At 70.9% G+C, this 15483-nt stretch carries 17 protein-coding genes; 11 read left to right on the top strand and 6 right to left on the bottom strand.

Annotated features, from left to right (window positions below; translation table 11 throughout):
• The first annotated feature begins 55 nt into the window (after positions 1-55).
• Entirely contained in the window at positions 56-262 is a 207-nt protein-coding gene (locus G3I56_RS07490) for a hypothetical protein (protein WP_164408070.1), read from the top strand.
• Positions 263-408: 146 nt separating this feature from the next.
• Here the strand turns inward: G3I56_RS07490 and G3I56_RS07485 are convergent, their stop codons facing one another.
• Positions 409-2112: a hypothetical protein gene (locus G3I56_RS07485; protein ID WP_164408069.1), complete on the bottom strand. Its 1704-nt coding sequence runs from the start codon at positions 2110-2112 to the stop codon at positions 409-411.
• Between the two features lie 5 nt (positions 2113-2117).
• Entirely contained in the window at positions 2118-2765 is a 648-nt protein-coding gene (locus tag G3I56_RS07480; RefSeq protein WP_164408068.1) for a PH domain-containing protein, read from the bottom strand.
• Positions 2766-2979: 214 nt separating this feature from the next.
• Between G3I56_RS07480 and deoC the strand changes: the two genes are divergently transcribed.
• Genes deoC through G3I56_RS07465 form a run of 3 tightly spaced genes read left to right on the top strand, consistent with a single transcriptional unit; the run spans position 2980 to position 6309 of the window.
• Positions 2980-3939: a deoxyribose-phosphate aldolase gene (gene deoC, locus G3I56_RS07475; protein ID WP_164408067.1), complete on the top strand. Its 960-nt coding sequence runs from the start codon at positions 2980-2982 to the stop codon at positions 3937-3939.
• A gap of 5 nt (positions 3940-3944) precedes the next feature.
• Positions 3945-5396, top strand: a complete 1452-nt coding sequence (locus G3I56_RS07470) for an aldehyde dehydrogenase family protein (RefSeq protein WP_164408066.1) — start codon at positions 3945-3947, stop codon at positions 5394-5396.
• On the top strand, positions 5389-6309 hold the full coding sequence (locus tag G3I56_RS07465; RefSeq protein WP_164408065.1) for an aldehyde dehydrogenase family protein: 921 nt from the start codon (positions 5389-5391) through the stop codon (positions 6307-6309). The genes G3I56_RS07470 and G3I56_RS07465 overlap by 8 nt, the downstream gene beginning before the upstream one ends.
• 70 nt (positions 6310-6379) lie before the next feature.
• Here G3I56_RS07465 and G3I56_RS07460 read toward each other — a convergent pair whose 3' ends face one another.
• Positions 6380-6787 (bottom strand): hypothetical protein, encoded by a 408-nt coding sequence (locus tag G3I56_RS07460; RefSeq protein ID WP_164408064.1) that lies wholly within the window; start codon positions 6785-6787, stop codon positions 6380-6382.
• A gap of 60 nt (positions 6788-6847) precedes the next feature.
• Here G3I56_RS07460 and G3I56_RS07455 point away from each other — a divergent pair, with 60 nt between their 5' ends.
• A complete protein-coding gene (locus G3I56_RS07455; protein ID WP_164408063.1) occupies positions 6848-7552 on the top strand; it encodes a uridine kinase in 705 nt (234 codons plus the stop codon).
• A 217-nt stretch (positions 7553-7769) separates the two neighbouring features.
• On the opposite strand, the gene G3I56_RS07450 is transcribed toward G3I56_RS07455, so the two are convergent.
• Positions 7770-8534, bottom strand: coding sequence for a SigE family RNA polymerase sigma factor (locus G3I56_RS07450; RefSeq protein ID WP_164408062.1), 765 nt, complete (start codon positions 8532-8534; stop codon positions 7770-7772).
• A gap of 263 nt (positions 8535-8797) precedes the next feature.
• Between G3I56_RS07450 and afsQ1 the strand changes: the two genes are divergently transcribed.
• The 5 genes from afsQ1 to G3I56_RS07425 all read left to right on the top strand — a co-directional run bounded on the left by afsQ1 (position 8798) and on the right by G3I56_RS07425 (position 12722).
• The gene (gene afsQ1, locus G3I56_RS07445) at positions 8798-9475 is read left to right on the top strand and encodes a two-component system response regulator AfsQ1 (RefSeq protein ID WP_189150343.1); all 678 of its coding nucleotides are present in this window, start codon (positions 8798-8800) and stop codon (positions 9473-9475) included.
• Entirely contained in the window at positions 9472-11058 is a 1587-nt protein-coding gene (locus G3I56_RS07440) for a HAMP domain-containing sensor histidine kinase (protein WP_164408061.1), read from the top strand. The genes afsQ1 and G3I56_RS07440 overlap by 4 nt, the downstream gene beginning before the upstream one ends.
• A gap of 74 nt (positions 11059-11132) precedes the next feature.
• Positions 11133-11741, top strand: a complete 609-nt coding sequence (locus G3I56_RS07435; protein ID WP_203689437.1) for a hypothetical protein — start codon at positions 11133-11135, stop codon at positions 11739-11741.
• Positions 11742-11856: 115 nt separating this feature from the next.
• Positions 11857-12408, top strand: coding sequence for a VanZ family protein (locus G3I56_RS07430; protein ID WP_164408059.1), 552 nt, complete (start codon positions 11857-11859; stop codon positions 12406-12408).
• A 104-nt stretch (positions 12409-12512) separates the two neighbouring features.
• On the top strand, positions 12513-12722 hold the full coding sequence (locus G3I56_RS07425) for a PspC domain-containing protein (RefSeq protein ID WP_164322241.1): 210 nt from the start codon (positions 12513-12515) through the stop codon (positions 12720-12722).
• 112 nt (positions 12723-12834) lie between these two features.
• Here the strand turns inward: G3I56_RS07425 and G3I56_RS07420 are convergent, their stop codons facing one another.
• Both G3I56_RS07420 and G3I56_RS07415 read right to left on the bottom strand, forming a co-directional pair.
• Positions 12835-13194 carry an ATP-binding protein gene (locus tag G3I56_RS07420; RefSeq protein WP_164408058.1) on the bottom strand — a complete coding sequence of 120 codons (360 nt, stop codon included), beginning with the start codon at positions 13192-13194 and terminating at the stop codon, positions 12835-12837.
• A 135-nt stretch (positions 13195-13329) separates the two neighbouring features.
• Positions 13330-14547 carry an adenosine deaminase gene (locus tag G3I56_RS07415; protein WP_203689364.1) on the bottom strand — a complete coding sequence of 406 codons (1218 nt, stop codon included), beginning with the start codon at positions 14545-14547 and terminating at the stop codon, positions 13330-13332.
• 145 nt (positions 14548-14692) lie between these two features.
• On the opposite strand from G3I56_RS07415, the gene G3I56_RS07410 reads away from it, so the two are divergent.
• Positions 14693-15454: an alpha/beta fold hydrolase gene (locus G3I56_RS07410; protein WP_164408056.1), complete on the top strand. Its 762-nt coding sequence runs from the start codon at positions 14693-14695 to the stop codon at positions 15452-15454.
• Positions 15455-15483 lie beyond the last annotated feature (29 nt).

The raw sequence follows: 15483 nt of genomic DNA, 5'->3' as shown, positions 1-15483 counted from the left end.
GCTCCGGCTCCGGCTCCGGCTCCGGCTCCGGCTCCGGCTCCGGCTCCGGGGAACGGTGACCGGATACCGCCCCGTAGCCCCGTACCTGGAGCCACCCCGCTTCCTCGTCCCGGGCTTCCCGCTCCTGCTGCCCCTCGCGGTCCGTCTCGCCCGCGCCGCCCGCCGCTTCCGCCGCTTCCGCGCGTGCGCGATCACGGCGGCGGTGGCCCTGTCTGCGTACTGCGGCGCGTACCTGTCCCTGGTCCGGCCGAGCGCGCCCTGAGGCCCGCCCGGCGGATCATGCCCCGGACGCGGGGCCCCTCGTCGCCCTGCTCACCTGTGCTGGTCCGGCGTCGGGACTGTCGGCTGTCCTCCGGGGGATCAGCCGGGCGGGGTACGGGCCGGCCCTGGCCCGCCCGGCGCCCGCTCTCAGCGCGCCGCCACCAACGCCACCACCCACACCGCCGCCAGTACCGCGGCCAGCGGCCAGAGCGGCCGTCCCCGTTGCGCCGCGTCGCTCTCGCCGGTCGGCCGCAGCTCGGCGTCGAGGCGCATGGCGGTCAGTTCGGCGGCCAGGGCGTCGTACGGGTGGGTCAGCCCCCGGTATCGCTGGAGCCGGCCCCAGCGGGGCGCGGAGACCGTCCAGTCGCCGTCCTGCCAGTCGATCTTCAGCTCCAGGGACCGGCGCCGTACGAAACGGAGGTCGGCCCAGGGCACGTGCCGGGGTCCGCGCAGTCCAGTGATCCAGATGCCGGACCGGTCGGCGGTGACACGCCAGGCCAGCTTCATCGGGACGCGGACCGCCCCGTACAGCCCGAGCACGAGGAGAAGCGCCAGCTTCCACGTCGAGAGGCCGGACTCGTCGAACCAGAGCCCGCCCAGCCACAGGCCCCACAGCACGAGAAACACGGTGGCCAGCCAGTCCAGCCAGCCCGCCCGCCACCGCCGCACCTTGCCGACCATCGCCTGCTGCCCGGCCAACTCCCGCCCCTGAAGCTCCAGTTGGATGCTGTCGGCGGCGTGCTCGCGGTGCTGGGCGACCCGCCTGCGACCCGCGTCCGGGGACAGCGGCCGGACCGGTCCCGCCGACCACTCCGTCAGCGGCGGCTGCTCGGGATCCTCGTCGGCGCTGACGACGAGGATCTCGGCGCCGTCGAAAGGAGCGCCGTAGAGAACGGCCTCCCGGACCGGCCCGAGGGTGTCGTCGTCGAGGCCGAGAAGCACCCGCCGAAGCTCGTCGTCACCGTCACCGTCATCTTCCCCACCGGCCGGATCGTCCCCGCCCTCGTCCCCATGGCCCTCGTTCTCCTCGTTCTCCTCGTCATAGTCGTCCTCGTCGAAGGAGGTGAGGTCGACGGTGAACAGGGGACGCTCGGCGGCGAGATCGTCGGCGGCGTACACCTCCGTGCCGCCCTGCGCGTCGTCCCGGACGAGGACGCGCAGCACCGGCACCGGAGCCCCGCGCAGCGCGCCCGCCCGCTGCCGGCCGAGCCATGCTGAGGCCAGCGCGGTCACCCCGAGGCCGGCCAGGAAGACGGTGACGACCCAGGCGCCCTCCTGGTCCTCGGCCGAGCCCCAGAGACCGGCGGTGCTCCCGGCCAGGACGCCGAGCGCGAGTATGACGACCCCCAGCGGGAACAGCAGCCGCCCACGCCGTACAGGAGCATCGGCCCCCGGCACGGGCACGGCGACGCCACCGGCAGCCGCCACGGCCCGCTCCAGCTGCTCACCTCGCGCCCGCAGCCGTACGGCCACGACAGCCCAGGAGCCCAGCACGACCACCACGCCGAAGCCGGTCAGCGCCCACGACTTCGAGGAGGCCTCCGCGGCGAGGGCGAGCAGCAGCAGGGGCGCGCCGACCCACACGAGCTCGGGCCGGGCGAGCACCCACAGCACGTACACCGCGAACCCGGCGGCGACGAACGGCCACAAACCGCCCGCCATCGCCACCAGGGCGCCCACGCACAGCACCAGGGTGGCGAGTCCGGCCGCGACCGAGCGGCGCACCCGGAGGAAGGTCCAGCGCGGTGGCAGTGCGGCCGACCAGCCCGCGGCGCGAGCGGTGGTCCAGTCGCGGCAGCCGTCGGGTATGGAGGCGGAGGGCAGCCGCAACGACTCGTCGGGGAAGGCCACGCGGGTCAGCCGACCGCGAGCAGAATCGCCAGCAGGACCGCACCAGCGGCAGCGGGCGCCATGATCTCGTACGCCCATTTCACGGTGACCTCGCCCTGTGAGGTGGCCGCCTTCTCCCGGGCCTCCCACAGCTGGCTCAGGTCGTCCATGATCTGGTCGTTCTGGGCGCGGGTAGGACCGGGCGGGATCAGGGGCATCCGACCGCCGGGGCGACCGGCCTCGCGGGCCTCACGCACCCTGGCCCGGTTGGCCCGCTTACGGGCGCGCAGCGAGACGGGGACGGCCCAGAGCTGGTACTTGGCCCCGGACTCGGCGACGGCCTCGTTCGAGAAGCCCGACCGGAACCCGGCCACGGTCCCCCAGGGCAGCACGATGATCCGGAACGGGTTGCGCACGCGCAGCCGGTGGTCGTTGGCCAGCACGGCGGGCCGCAGGGTGAAGGCGATCACCAGCGGTACGGCGAGGAGCAGCGTGGCGAGCGCCAGCCACGGGGTCCGCCCGTGGCCGACGATCAGCGCGTCACCGCCGAGCCAGCCCGCGAGCCCGAGCAGCAGCACTCCGGCCACGAGGGAGGAGAGTGACCGGTAGACCCGGTCGGGAGACACGGGTTGCGTAGGGCCCTGCGCGGGCGACGGGTGGTCCGGGGTCGTCATACCCCCGATTCTGCCCGACGCCCCGAACGCCGCCTGCCGCCGGTGCCGCCCGGACCGCGTTTCCCGCCCGGCAACCCGTTCACCGCATATGTCCGTCCCAGGGCCAGTCCTGGGGCCAGTCCCCGGACCAGCCCCCAGGCCCGGACCCGGCCACCCTCACCTATTTCCCGGGCTGTACAGCCGCTACGCGCGTAGATATGCTCGGCTTGTGACCATGCCCACCACTGCATCAACCGCACTCCCGCTCAAGGACGTGACCGCGTCCGACAGCACGCTGCGCCGCTACCTTCACGGGCTGCCCGGCGTCGACGCGGTCGGCCTGGAGGCGCGCGCCGCCTCCCTCGGCACACGTTCCATCAAGACGACCGCGAAGGCGTACGCCATCGACCTCGCCATCTCGATGGTCGATCTGACGACGCTGGAAGGCGCGGACACCGCCGGCAAGGTCCGGTCGCTCGGCGCCAAGGCCGTCCGCCCCGACCCGACCGACCGCACGGCCCCCGCCACGGCCGCGGTCTGCGTCTACCCCGACATGGTGGCCGTCGCGAAGGAGGCCGTCGCCGGGTCCACCGTCAAGGTCGCCTCCGTCGCCACCGCCTTCCCCGCCGGCCGGGCCGCGATCGGCGTGAAGCTGGCCGACGTGCGTGACGCCGTCGCCGCCGGTGCCGACGAGATCGACATGGTCATCGACCGCGGCGCGTTCCTCGCGGGCAACTACCTGAAGGTGTACGAGGAGATCGTCGCCGTGAAGGAGGCCTGCGGGGCGTCCGCCCGGCTCAAGGTCATCTTCGAGACCGGCGAGCTGTCGACGTACGACAACATCCGGCGCGCCTCCTGGCTCGGCATGATCGCCGGGGCCGACTTCATCAAGACGTCCACCGGCAAGGTGGCCGTGAACGCGACGCCCGCGAACACCCTCCTGATGCTGGAGGCCGTACGCGACTTCCGCGCGCAGACCGGCGTCCAGGTGGGCGTGAAGCCGGCCGGTGGCATCCGTACCACCAAGGACGCCGTGAAGTTCCTGGTCGTGGTCAACGAGACCGTGGGCGAGGACTGGCTCGACAACCACTGGTTCCGCTTCGGGGCCTCCTCGCTGCTGAACGACCTGCTGATGCAGCGCCAGAAGCTGGCCACCGGCCGCTACTCCGGCCCCGACTACGTGACGGTGGACTGATCACCATGACCATCGAGAAGCGGTCATCCGCATTCGAGTACGCACCGGCGCCCGAGTCCCGCGCCGTCGTCGACATCGCTCCCTCCTACGGCCTGTTCATCGACGGCGAGTTCGTCGAAGCCGCCGAAGGCAGGGTCTTCAAGACCGTCTCCCCCTCCACCGAGGAGGTCCTCGCCGAGGTCGCCCAGGCGGGCGAGGCGGACGTCGAGCGTGCGGTGAAGGCCGCCCGCAAGGCCTTCGAGAAGTGGTCGGCGCTGCCCGGCTCCGAGCGCGCCAAGTACCTGTTCCGCATCGCCCGCATCATCCAGGAGCGCTCCCGCGAGCTCGCCGTCCTGGAGACCCTGGACAACGGCAAGCCCATCAAGGAGACGCGCGACGCGGACCTCCCCCTGGTCGCCGCGCACTTCTTCTACTACGCGGGCTGGGCCGACAAGCTCGGCCACGCCGGCTTCGGCGCGAACCCGAAGCCGCTGGGCGTCGCGGGCCAGGTCATCCCCTGGAACTTCCCGCTCCTGATGCTGGCCTGGAAGATCGCCCCGGCCCTGGCGACCGGCAACACGGTCGTCCTGAAGCCCGCCGAGACCACTCCCCTGTCGGCGCTGTTCTTCGCGGACATCTGCCGCCAGGCGGGCCTGCCCAAGGGCGTCGTCAACATCCTTCCCGGGTACGGCGACACGGGGGCCGCGCTCGTCGCGCACCCGGACGTCAACAAGGTCGCGTTCACCGGGTCGACGGCCGTCGGCAAGGAGATCGCGCGCACCGTCGCCGGCACCCGCAAGAAGCTCACCCTCGAACTGGGCGGCAAGGGCGCGAACATCGTCTTCGACGACGCACCGATCGACCAGGCCGTCGAGGGCATCGTCACCGGCATCTTCTTCAACCAGGGCCAGGTCTGCTGCGCGGGTTCCCGGCTCCTCGTACAGGAGTCGATCCAGGACGAGTTGCTCGACTCGCTCAAGCGCAGGCTCTCCACCCTCCGCCTCGGCGACCCACTGGACAAGAACACCGACATCGGCGCGATCAACTCCGCCGAGCAGCTCGCCCGGATCACCTCGCTCGTCGAGGCGGGCGAGGCGGAGGGCGCCGAGCGCTGGTCCCCGGCCTGCGAACTCCCGTCCTCCGGCTACTGGTTCGCCCCGACGCTCTTCACGAACGTCACCCAGGCGCACACCATCGCCCGCGACGAGATCTTCGGCCCGGTGCTCTCGGTCCTCAGCTTCCGTACCCCGGACGAGGCCGTCGCCAAGGCCAACAACACCCAGTACGGCCTGTCGGCGGGCATCTGGACGGAGAAGGGCTCGCGGATCCTCGCCGTGGCCAACAAGCTTCGCGCCGGCGTCGTCTGGTCCAACACGTTCAACAAGTTCGACCCCACCTCGCCGTTCGGCGGCTACAAGGAGTCGGGCTTCGGCCGCGAGGGCGGTCGCCACGGCCTGGAGGCGTACCTCGATGTCTGACCCCCGAGTGGACACACGACCGGACGCACGTCTGTCCGTCTTCAAGACCTACAAGCTGTACGTGGGCGGGAAGTTCCCGCGTTCCGAGAGCGGCCGGGTGTACGAGGTGACGGACTCGAAGGGCAAGTGGCTGGCCAACGCCCCGCTCTCCTCCCGCAAGGACGCCCGTGACGCGGTCGTCGCCGCGCGCAAGGCGTTCGGCGGCTGGGCCGGGGCCACGGCGTACAACCGCGGTCAGATCCTCTACCGCGTCGCCGAGATGCTGGAGGGCCGCAAGGAGCAGTTCGTCCGGGAGGTCGCGGAGGCGGAGGGCCTGTCGAAGCCGAAGGCGACCGCCCAGGTGGACGCGGCGATCGACCGCTGGGTCTGGTACGCGGGCTGGACCGACAAGATCGCCCAGGTCGTCGGCGGCGGAAACCCGGTCGCGGGACCGTACTTCAACCTCTCCTCCCCCGAACCTACCGGCGTGGTCGTCGTCCTCGCCCCCCAGGAGTCGTCGTTCCTGGGCCTGGTGTCGGTCCTCGCCCCGGTGATCGCCACCGGCAACACGGCGATCGTGGTCGCCAGCGAGAAGTCACCGCTTCCCGCGCTCTCCCTCGGCGAGGTCCTGGCCACCTCGGACGTACCCGGCGGAGTCGTCAACATCCTCTCCGGCCGTACGGCGGAGATCACCCCGTCGCTAGCCGCGCACCAGGACGTCAACGCGATCGACCTGGCGGGCGCGGACGAGGTGCTCGCGAAGGAGCTGGAGATCGCGGCGGCCGACAACCTCAAGCGCGTCCTGCGTCCACAGACTGTGGACAACGCGCAGTGGTTCGCCACCCCGGGCACCGAACGCATGACCGCCTTCCTGGAGACGAAGACGGTCTGGCACCCGACGGGCTCACTGGGAGCCGGAGGTTCGTCCTACTAGGCGGCCGTAGGCCGCCAGTAGGGGCGCGGGGCTGCATCCTTTCAGCAGCTCCCCGCCCCTCCCCCGCACCTCAACCGCCCAAGACCCCCAAGGCCTCCCCCAGCACCGGAATGCTCCCGATCGACTGCGCCTGCGCGACAGGCCCGGTCAGCATCTGCGAAGCAACCGGCTGGAAGTCGGCGAGCTGGGTGCCCACGCCGTTGTCGAGCGGGTCGACGCCCGTACCGGCGAGGGGGTTGGGCTTGAGGCCCTGCACCGCACCCGTGACATAGCCGACCGAGCCGGTGAGCGCCGCCAGACCCGACTGCGGGTCGATGTTCCCCAGCGAGGTGGGGCTGGTGCGCATGACATCCACCGCGGGCCCGCCCTCGGCGGCGGAGGCCGTCGCGGCACCCGCCCCCAGGGCCGCGCCGGTGGCCGCGAGGGCGATCAGGGCGCGCTGGGCGGTCTGGTTCTGGGTGGACGTTCGTCGTGCCATGACTGGTGGCCGCCTTCTGGTGCGCCGGGTAATCGGATCGACACGTAGGGTAGTTGACGTGTGACGCACCTTTCAAAGCCGACCCGCGGGGTCGGCAGGCGGGCGCCCGATGCCTCACACTGGTGTCTCGTGACCTCCCACCCGTCCATACCCACGCGAGTCGTGCTGCTCTGCGGCCCTTCAGGCTCCGGCAAGTCCCTCCTCGCGGCCCGCTCCGGTCTTCCGGTGCTGCGGCTCGACGACTTCTACAAGGAGGGCGCCGACCCGACGCTGCCGCAGGTCCTGGGAAGCACCGACATCGACTGGGACCACCCGCAGTCGTGGGACGCGGACACGGCGGTCGCCGCGATCACCGAGCTGTGCCGCACGGGTCGTACGAACGTCCCGGTGTACGACATCTCGCTGAGCGAGCGCACGGGCGAGGAGAGCGTCGAGATCGGCCGGACGTCCCTGTTCATCGCGGAGGGCATCTTCGCCGCCGAGATCGTCGCGCGCTGCCGGGAGGAGGGCGTCCTCGCGGACGCGCTCTGCCTGAGCCGTGGGCCGGCCAAGACGTTCCGCCGACGCTTCCTGCGGGATCTGCGCGAGGGCCGCAAGTCGGTACCGTTCCTGCTGCGCCGCGGCTGGCGCCTGATGCGCGCCGAGCGCTCCATCGTGGCCCGCCAGACGGCCCTGGGCGCCCACGCGTGCGACCGGGACGAGGCGATGGGCAGACTGGCGGACGCGGCGGCGGGCCGCCGCACACAGACGAGCACGGCGGCCTGACGCCCGCACCCCGTACACCCCGGCATCCCGCACACGCGCACGCGCACGAAAAGCGGGACTGGATGGACCCCCCGGCCCTCCAGTCCCGCTTCTTTTGTGCTTCCCCCGTGTGGTGCCACCCCCGCGGCCCCCCAGCCCCGGTGGTTCCCCCCTGGTGGTGCTTCCCCCGTGCTTCCCCCCGTTTACCGCTCCCCCGAGCGGTGCTTCCCCCACACCCTCAGGCGACCAGCTCCCCGAAGGATTCCTCCTCGTCACGGCCGAAGCTGAGGACCTCGTCCTCACGCATCCGGCGGAGCGACCGCCAGATGCTGGACTTCACCGTGCCGACACTGATGTCGAGGATCTCCGCGATCTCCGGGTCCGTGCGGCCCTCGTAGTAACGAAGGACCAGCATCGTCCGCTGGAGTTCGGGGAGCCGGGCGAGCGCCTGCCACAGGACCGCGCGCAGCTCCGTGCCGCGCATCGCGTCCGTGTCGCCGGCCGTCTCCGGCAGTTCCTCGGTCGGGTACTCGTTCAGCTTGCGGCGGCGCCACGCGCTGATGTGCAGATTGGTCATCGTCCGGCGGAGATATCCGCCGACCGCGGCCTTGTCGCTGATCCGGTCCCAGGCCCGGTACGTCGAGAACAGCGCGCTCTGGAGCAGGTCCTCGGCCTCGAAGCGGTCACCGGTGAGGTGGTAGGCGGTTGCGTACAGGGAGGCGCGGCGCTCCTGGACGTAGGCGGTGAACTCCGCCTCCGACAGCGAACGACGCTCCCCCGTGGACTCCCTGTACGCGGCCCCCGTGCGCCCCGTTTCCCCCGTGGCGCCGCTTCCGCTTCCCCCCGTGTGTGCGTCAACCACCGACATGTACGTGGTGTGCTGACGCCCGGTGCCGCGAACGCACCCCCGTCCGTTCACGGCACCGGACTTCTCGGTGGTCCTGGTGACGTCGTGCAGACGCGTGATCACTGCGTTCGCGCTTGTGCTGTGCAGCGTGCTCATCTCGCGCCCCCCGTCGTGGACTTACCGTCTTCGGCCCGGTCCGATGTGCTCCCTTGCCTGTGCCGAGAAGCTTGCCCACGCCACTTCATGACGGTGTCCGCCGACTGTCACAGGCGTGCAACAGGGGCACTTCTCAGGAACACGACGGCGAACAACACAGGAAGGTCACAGAGTGGCGCGGTAGAGGCCCGCCGACACCCCGAAATCGCCCGACAAGCACCTGACAGTCGCAGCCCGGCCATGCCATGGGCCAGAATGCATCCGTGCCTTCCCTGTTGCTGATCGAGGACGACGACGCCATCCGTACGGCCCTGGAGCTGTCTTTGACCCGCCAGGGCCACCGGGTTGCCACCGCTGCCACCGGTGAGGACGGTCTGAAGCTGCTGCGTGAGCAGCGGCCGGATCTGATCGTGCTGGACGTGATGCTGCCCGGTATCGACGGGTTCGAGGTGTGCCGGCGCATCCGGCGCACGGACCAGCTGCCGATCATTCTGCTCACCGCGCGCAGCGACGACATCGACGTGGTCGTCGGGCTGGAGTCCGGCGCCGACGACTATGTCGTCAAACCGGTGCAGGGGCGGGTGCTCGACGCCCGCATCCGGGCCGTGCTGCGGCGCGGGGAGCGGGAGTCCAGCGACTCGGCGACCTTCGGTTCGCTGGTCATCGACCGGTCGGCGATGACGGTGACGAAGAACGGCGAGGACCTGCAGCTGACGCCCACCGAGCTGCGGCTGCTCCTGGAGCTGAGCCGGCGGCCCGGTCAGGCGCTGTCCCGGCAGCAGTTGCTGCGGCTGGTCTGGGAGCACGACTACCTGGGCGACTCACGGCTGGTGGACGCGTGTGTGCAGCGGCTGCGCGCCAAGGTCGAGGACGTGCCGTCGTCGCCGACGTTGATCCGTACCGTCCGCGGGGTCGGCTACCGGCTGGACTCGCCTCAGTGACCAAACCGCAGGACAAGCTCCGCGGCTGGGCCGCGGCGCGCAGGGCGATACTTTCCGGGCTGCGCTTCACCAGCCTGCGGCTGCGCCTCGTCGTGGTCTTCGGTCTGGTGGCGCTGACGGCGGCCGTGTCGGCCTCCGGGATCGCGTACTGGCTCAACCGCGAGGCCGTGCTCACGCGTACGCAGGACGCGGTGCTGCGCGACTTCCAGCAGGAGATGCAGAACCGCGCGGGCATTCTGCCGACCAACCCCACACAGGGCGAACTGCAGCACACGGCGGGCCAGATGGCCGCCAGCAGCCAGCGGTTCAGTGTGCTGCTGGTCGCCGAGGATGAGAGCGGGCGGACGCTCGTCGGCAACTCCGGGGCGCTGGACCCCTTCTCACTGGAGGACGTGCCCGAGTCGCTGCGTACGGCGGTCGGCAAGGAGCAGTCGATCACCTCGAACAACAAGTCCCCGTACCACCTGTACTGGCAGCGGATCATAGACGGCGACAAGCCGTACCTGGTCGCGGGCACGAAGGTGATCGGTGGCGGTCCGGCCGGCTACATGCTGAAGTCGCTGGAGCCCGAGGAGAAGGACCTCAACTCGCTGGCCTGGTCGCTGGGCATCGCCACCGGCCTCGCGCTGATCGGCTCGGCGCTGCTCGCACAGGCCGCCGCGACGACCGTACTGAAGCCGGTGCAGCGCCTGGGTATCGCGGCCCGGCGGCTCGGCGAGGGGAAGCTGGACACCCGGTTGCTGGTGTCGGGCACGGACGAACTGGCCGACCTCGCCCGGACGTTCAACCACACGGCGGAGGCGCTGGAGAAGCGGGTCGCCGACATGAGCGCCCGCGACGAGGCCTCGCGGCGGTTCGTGGCGGACATGTCCCACGAGCTGCGTACGCCACTCACCGCGATCACCGCCGTGACGGAGATCCTCGAAGAGGAGTTGGACGCGGAGACCGGCAGCGTCGACCCGATGATCGAACCGGCGGTACGGCTGGTGGTCAGCGAGACCCTGCGGCTCAACTCCCTGGTGGAGAACCTGATGGAGGTCACCCGCTTCGACGCGGGCACCGCCCGGCTGGTCCTCGACAACGTCGACATCGCCGACCAGATCACGGCCTGCATGGACGCCCGCGCCTGGCTGGACGCGGTCGAACTGGACGCCGAGCGCGGCATCATGTCCCTGCTCGACCCGCGCCGCCTGGACGTCATCCTGGCCAACCTCATCGGCAACGCCCTCAAGCACGGCGGCTCGCCGGTACGGGTGTCGGTGTGCGCGTCCGACAACGGCGACGGTGGCGGCGACCTGCTGATCGAGGTGCAGGACAACGGTCCGGGCATTCCCGAGGACGTCCTGCCGCATGTCTTCGACCGCTTCTACAAGGCGAGCGCCTCCCGCCCCCGCTCGGAGGGCAGCGGCCTGGGCCTGTCCATCGCCCTGGAGAACGCCCACATCCACGGCGGCGAGATCACCGCCGCCAACTCCCCGAAGGGCGGCGCGGTGTTCACCCTGCGGCTCCCCAGGGACCCGTCGGCACTGACGGAGACACCGGCCGAGCCGGACGGCGCGAACGGCGACGGGGAGAGCGCGTGACGAACGTAAGAGGCGTACGAGGCGCAGGGGGCGTACGAGGTGTTCGTGGCGCGCGCCGTTGGTCGGCCGTCCCGCTGCTCGGGGCGCTCGCCGTGCTGCTCGCCGGGTGCGGGATCCGGGCCACCGAGGTCCCGACGGACTTCGGTCCGGCGCCCTCCCGCGTCCCCTGCTCCCTCTCGGACGCCTCCGCCCCCTCCACGCCCTCCACGCCGGACGTCGCCGTGGAGACGTCCGCGGGCGTCCGGGTCCAGGTGTTCCTCCTCTGCTCCTCCCAGCTGGTGACCGTCGACCGCGCGGTGCGCGTCCCCGACGGTACGGCGGAGGCGGAGCGGCGCGTCCTGGTGGCCCAGGGCCTGCTGGACGAGCTGGCCAGGACTCCGACGGCGAGCGAGACCGAGGCCCGCTACACGACGGACGTACGCGGCGGGATGAGCGTGCGCGGCCCGGGCCCGAAGGATCCCCAGGACACCCTGCGCCTGAGCATGTCCCCGGCCGACCTCGCTTCGTACGCCCTCGCCCAGATCGTCTGTACGTTCTCCGACTCGGCCGCCGCCGGCGGAGACGGCTCCGTCGTCCTGGGCGGCCCGGGCACCGACCCGCTGCGCCGGTACGCGTGCACCCCGGAAGTCCGCTCCCGGCCGGGGGCCCAGGTGCCGCCGTCGTCGGGGCTGGAAGGCACCTAGGACCCGTCCTGGGACCCGTCCCGGCGGGGTGCCGGCTCCCGTGTGGCACATGCCTCACTCGCCTGTATGGGGGCAACCCGGAACCGATCGTGCCGGTGGCCGCGTCTTGGGGGGCGTGCAGCGTCATGGTTCTGGCGGCGAAAGTGCCGCCATTCGCATCCGTGCGGCGGGAGGTGTCCTCCTCGTCGCCCATCTCGTGCTCGTCGCCTGGATCACGCTGCGTCCGCTCGACGTCCCGTGGCAGCTGCCCGCCAACCTGCGGCCCTTCGCGGGCATACGGGCCGATCTGACCCTCGGCTGGCACGAGGCGGTCCAGCGCATCACGGAGGGGCTGGCCCTGCTGGCTCCGCTGGGGGTGCTGCTGCCGATGGCGGGCGGACGCCTCGATGTGTCCCCGCTCGCCTCGCTCGTCCGTACCGTCATGGCCGGTGCCATGACCTCGCTGGGCATCGAGCTGTTGCAGACCGGCGTGCCCGGTCAGGTCGTGGACGTCGACTCGCTGCTCCTGAACACGGTGGGCGTGGGCCTCACGTATGTCGCCGTGGTGCCCGCCGTACGGTCATGGCTCCGTCGCAGGAGCGACCGCAGGCGCCTGGCAGCCGTCCGCACGGAGGATGCGACTCAGGGTAGGACCCCGACGATTCCCAGGGTCGGGATCGCCCCGTAGAGCGATGCTTCGTCCTCCTCGCGTCCGTAACGTTGAGTGCAGATGAGGCGACCGGACAAGCCGGTCCCACGCACCGGACTTTCCGGACTCGACGAGGAGACGCCATGACCGCCCTTGCCCGCCCCACCAACGGCCGCATGATCGGCGGAGTGTGTGCCGCGCTGGCACGGCGCTTCGGCACCTCGGCGACGACGATGCGCGTGATCTTCGTGCTCTCGTGTCTGCTGCCCGGCCCGCAGTTCCTGCTCTACATAGCCATGTGGATCCTGCTGCCCTCCGAGAAGTACGAGAACAAGGCCCACGCCGCCTGGTAGCCGGCCCGGACGACCCTGAAGTCCCTCAAGACCCCGACGACCCCCGTGAACGCGCCGATGGGGCGCACCCCTTCATCAGGGGTGCGCCCCATCGGCGCGTTCACGGGGTGGGTCAGCCGAGCGGAATGCCGTTCAGCGGGAGGCCGTGGGTGGGCAGGCCCTGCAGCGGGAGGCCACCGAGCAGACCGGAGACCGGCGCGGTCGGGCCCTCGGACAGCACCTTCGTGACGGCAGGCTGCGCGGCGGCCACGCCCGCGCCGAGCGCACTCTGTCCCTGGGCCACGGCCTCGGCGGCACCCGGCAGCGCCTTCGACGCGCTCTCCACGGGCAGCGTCTGGGTCACGGAGCCCAGCGCGGCGGAGTCCGGGAGGGCGGGAAGGGCCGGGGCTGCGTTGGCGGCACCCGCACCCGCCGCGGCGAAGGCGGCACCGAGAGCGGCGACACCGAGGGTCTTGGCAGCAGACTGCTTCATAGTGAATGCGTCCTTGAATGCGAGACGGGGATGTGAGCGGTCCATGACCGTAAACACGAGAAGCCGCCCGCCGCAAACATCGAAAAGCGGTCGAGTCACACCGACCCGACCGCTTCCCGGACCCCCGAATCAGCCCTACGCCTCGACAGAACCGCTGGTGGAGGCGGTCTGCCGGAACAACCATTCGGATTTCAGCTCGGCATATCCGGGCTTGATGACGTCATTGATCATCGCCAGTCGTTCATCGAAAGGAATGAATGCTGACTTCATAGCATTGACAGAGAACCATTGCAGGTCGTCGAGCGTATAAGCGAATGCTTCGACAAGATGCTCGAATTCCCGGCTCATTCCGGTACCCGACATCAGCCGGTTGTCGGTGTTCACGGTCGCGCGGAAGTGCAGCTTGCGCAGCAGCCCGATGGGGTGCTCGGCGTAGGAGGAGGCGGCGCCGGTCTGCAGGTTGGAGCTGGGGCACAGTTCGAGGGGGATCCGCTTGTCCCGTACATAGGAGGCCAGGCGGCCGAGTTTCACCGAGCCGTCGTCCTGGACCTGGATGTCGTCGATGATGCGCACGCCGTGGCCGAGCCGGTCGGCGCCGCACCACTGGAGGGCCTGCCAGATGGAGGGGAGCCCGAAGGCCTCGCCGGCATGGATGGTGAAGTGGTTGTTCTCGCGCTTGAGGTACTCGAACGCGTCGAGGTGCCGGGTGGGCGGGAAGCCGGCCTCGGCCCCGGCGATGTCGAACCCGACGACACCCAGATCGCGGTACCGGTTCGCCAGTTCGGCGATCTCCAGGGAGCGGGCGGCGTGCCGCATCGCGGTGAGCAGGGCGCCGACCCGGATGCGGTGACCGTTCTCCCGGGCCCGCCGCTCGCCTTCCCGGAAGCCCTCGTTGACGGCCTCGACGACCTCTTCGAGGGTGAGCCCGGCTTCGAGGTGCTGCTCGGGCGCGTACCGCACCTCGGCGTAGACGACACCGTCCTCGGCGAGGTCCTCGGCGCACTCGGCGGCGACCCGGACGAGGGCGTCGCGGGTCTGCATGACGGCGCAGGTGTGGGCGAAGGTCTCCAAGTACCGCTCCAGGGAACCGGAGTCGGCCGCGTCGCGGAACCAGGCGCCGAGCTTGTCGGGGTCGGTCTGCGGCAGTTGGGTGTAGCCCGTGTCGCGGGCCAGGTCGACGATCGTGCCGGGGCGCAGGCCGCCGTCGAGGTGGTCGTGCAGCAGGACCTTGGGGGCGCGGCGGATCTGGTCCGGGGTGGGACTGGGACCGGGGCTCACGCTCGCGGTCACGGTCGCACTCTGGGCCGTCTTCCGACTCGTCTGGCTCGTCGTCCGATCACTCTGGCTCGTCATTTCCGCACTCTAGCTCCTACGCGCGTAGATCGCCCGCTGTCCCTCCCACCTTTTCTCCCTCTCTTTGCCTGTACGTTTCCGTCGATATGTAACGGTGACCGCGAGGACGGGTCGCGTACACCGGCGCTTCTGAGAGTGTTCTGTCATGGCACACCAAGGGACGCCGGTACGACAGGCCCGGCTCGGAAAGGCGATGGGCCCGGAGCCGACGTCGGTCAGCGGCGTGGTCCTGCTGCTTCCCGGCGGTGACGAGGTATCGACCCGCAGGCCGTCCCCCATGCTGGCCGCCGCCTCCGTACGGACCTTGGGCCGCCGGCTCGCCCGCGCGGGCCGTACGGACGGGCTCGCCGTGCACGTCGTCCACTACCGCTGCCGCGGCTGGAACGGCACCGAGGCGATGCTCGCGCACGACGCGCGCTGGGCCGTCGACGAGGTCGTACGACGGTACGGCGATGTCTCCGTGTGCCTGGCCGGCGTCGACATGGGCGGCCGGGCGGCGCTGCGCGCGGCGGACCACGAGGCCGTCAACTCCGTACTGGCGCTGGCGCCCTGGCTGCCCGAGGAGGATGTGGCTGCGCCGCCGGAACCGGTACGGCAGCTGACCGCGCGGCGGGTGCTGATCGTGCACGGCACGAACGACCAACGGACCGACCCCGAACTGTCGTTCCGGTTCGCGGCGCGGGCGAAGAAGGCGAACCGGGACATCTGCCGGTTCGAAGTGCACGCGGACGGACACGGGTTGCATCAGTACCGGCAGGAAGTGCACGCGCTGGCGGAGGACTTCGTGATGGAGGTGCTGTTCGGGCGGGGGTTTTCCCGGCCTGTGCAGGACGCGTTGATGGCTCCGCCGCCACTGGGGTTGAGGATGCCGTTGGCTGCGGGGTTCGGGCGGTCTTTGCGGCGGTAGGTTCGGGGCGGTTGGGGTTGTGTTCGGGG

The sequence above is a fragment of the Streptomyces sp. SID12488 genome (assembly GCF_010548275.1).
In the GTDB taxonomy this organism is placed as follows: Bacteria; Actinomycetota; Actinomycetes; order Streptomycetales; family Streptomycetaceae; genus Streptomyces.
Note: the sequence above shows the minus strand (reverse complement) of the source record. Positions and strands in the feature narration are given on the sequence as shown.

Excerpts from the sequence above, each read along its gene's own strand:
- G3I56_RS07465 (WP_164408065.1), top strand. The coding sequence starts at position 5,389 with ATGTCTGACCCCCGAGTGGACACACGACCGGACGCACGTCTGTCCGTC.
- G3I56_RS07450 (WP_164408062.1), bottom strand. The coding sequence starts at position 8,534 with ATGAGCACGCTGCACAGCACAAGCGCGAACGCAGTGATCACGCGTCTG.
- G3I56_RS07410 (WP_164408056.1), top strand. The coding sequence starts at position 14,693 with ATGGCACACCAAGGGACGCCGGTACGACAGGCCCGGCTCGGAAAGGCG.
- G3I56_RS07420 (WP_164408058.1), bottom strand. The coding sequence starts at position 13,194 with ATGAAGCAGTCTGCTGCCAAGACCCTCGGTGTCGCCGCTCTCGGTGCC.
- G3I56_RS07470 (WP_164408066.1), top strand. The coding sequence starts at position 3,945 with ATGACCATCGAGAAGCGGTCATCCGCATTCGAGTACGCACCGGCGCCC.
- G3I56_RS07415 (WP_203689364.1), bottom strand. The coding sequence starts at position 14,547 with ATGACGAGCCAGAGTGATCGGACGACGAGCCAGACGAGTCGGAAGACG.
- G3I56_RS07425 (WP_164322241.1), top strand. The coding sequence starts at position 12,513 with ATGACCGCCCTTGCCCGCCCCACCAACGGCCGCATGATCGGCGGAGTG.
- G3I56_RS07460 (WP_164408064.1), bottom strand. The coding sequence starts at position 6,787 with ATGGCACGACGAACGTCCACCCAGAACCAGACCGCCCAGCGCGCCCTG.
- G3I56_RS07480 (WP_164408068.1), bottom strand. The coding sequence starts at position 2,765 with ATGACGACCCCGGACCACCCGTCGCCCGCGCAGGGCCCTACGCAACCC.
- deoC (WP_164408067.1), top strand. The coding sequence starts at position 2,980 with ATGCCCACCACTGCATCAACCGCACTCCCGCTCAAGGACGTGACCGCG.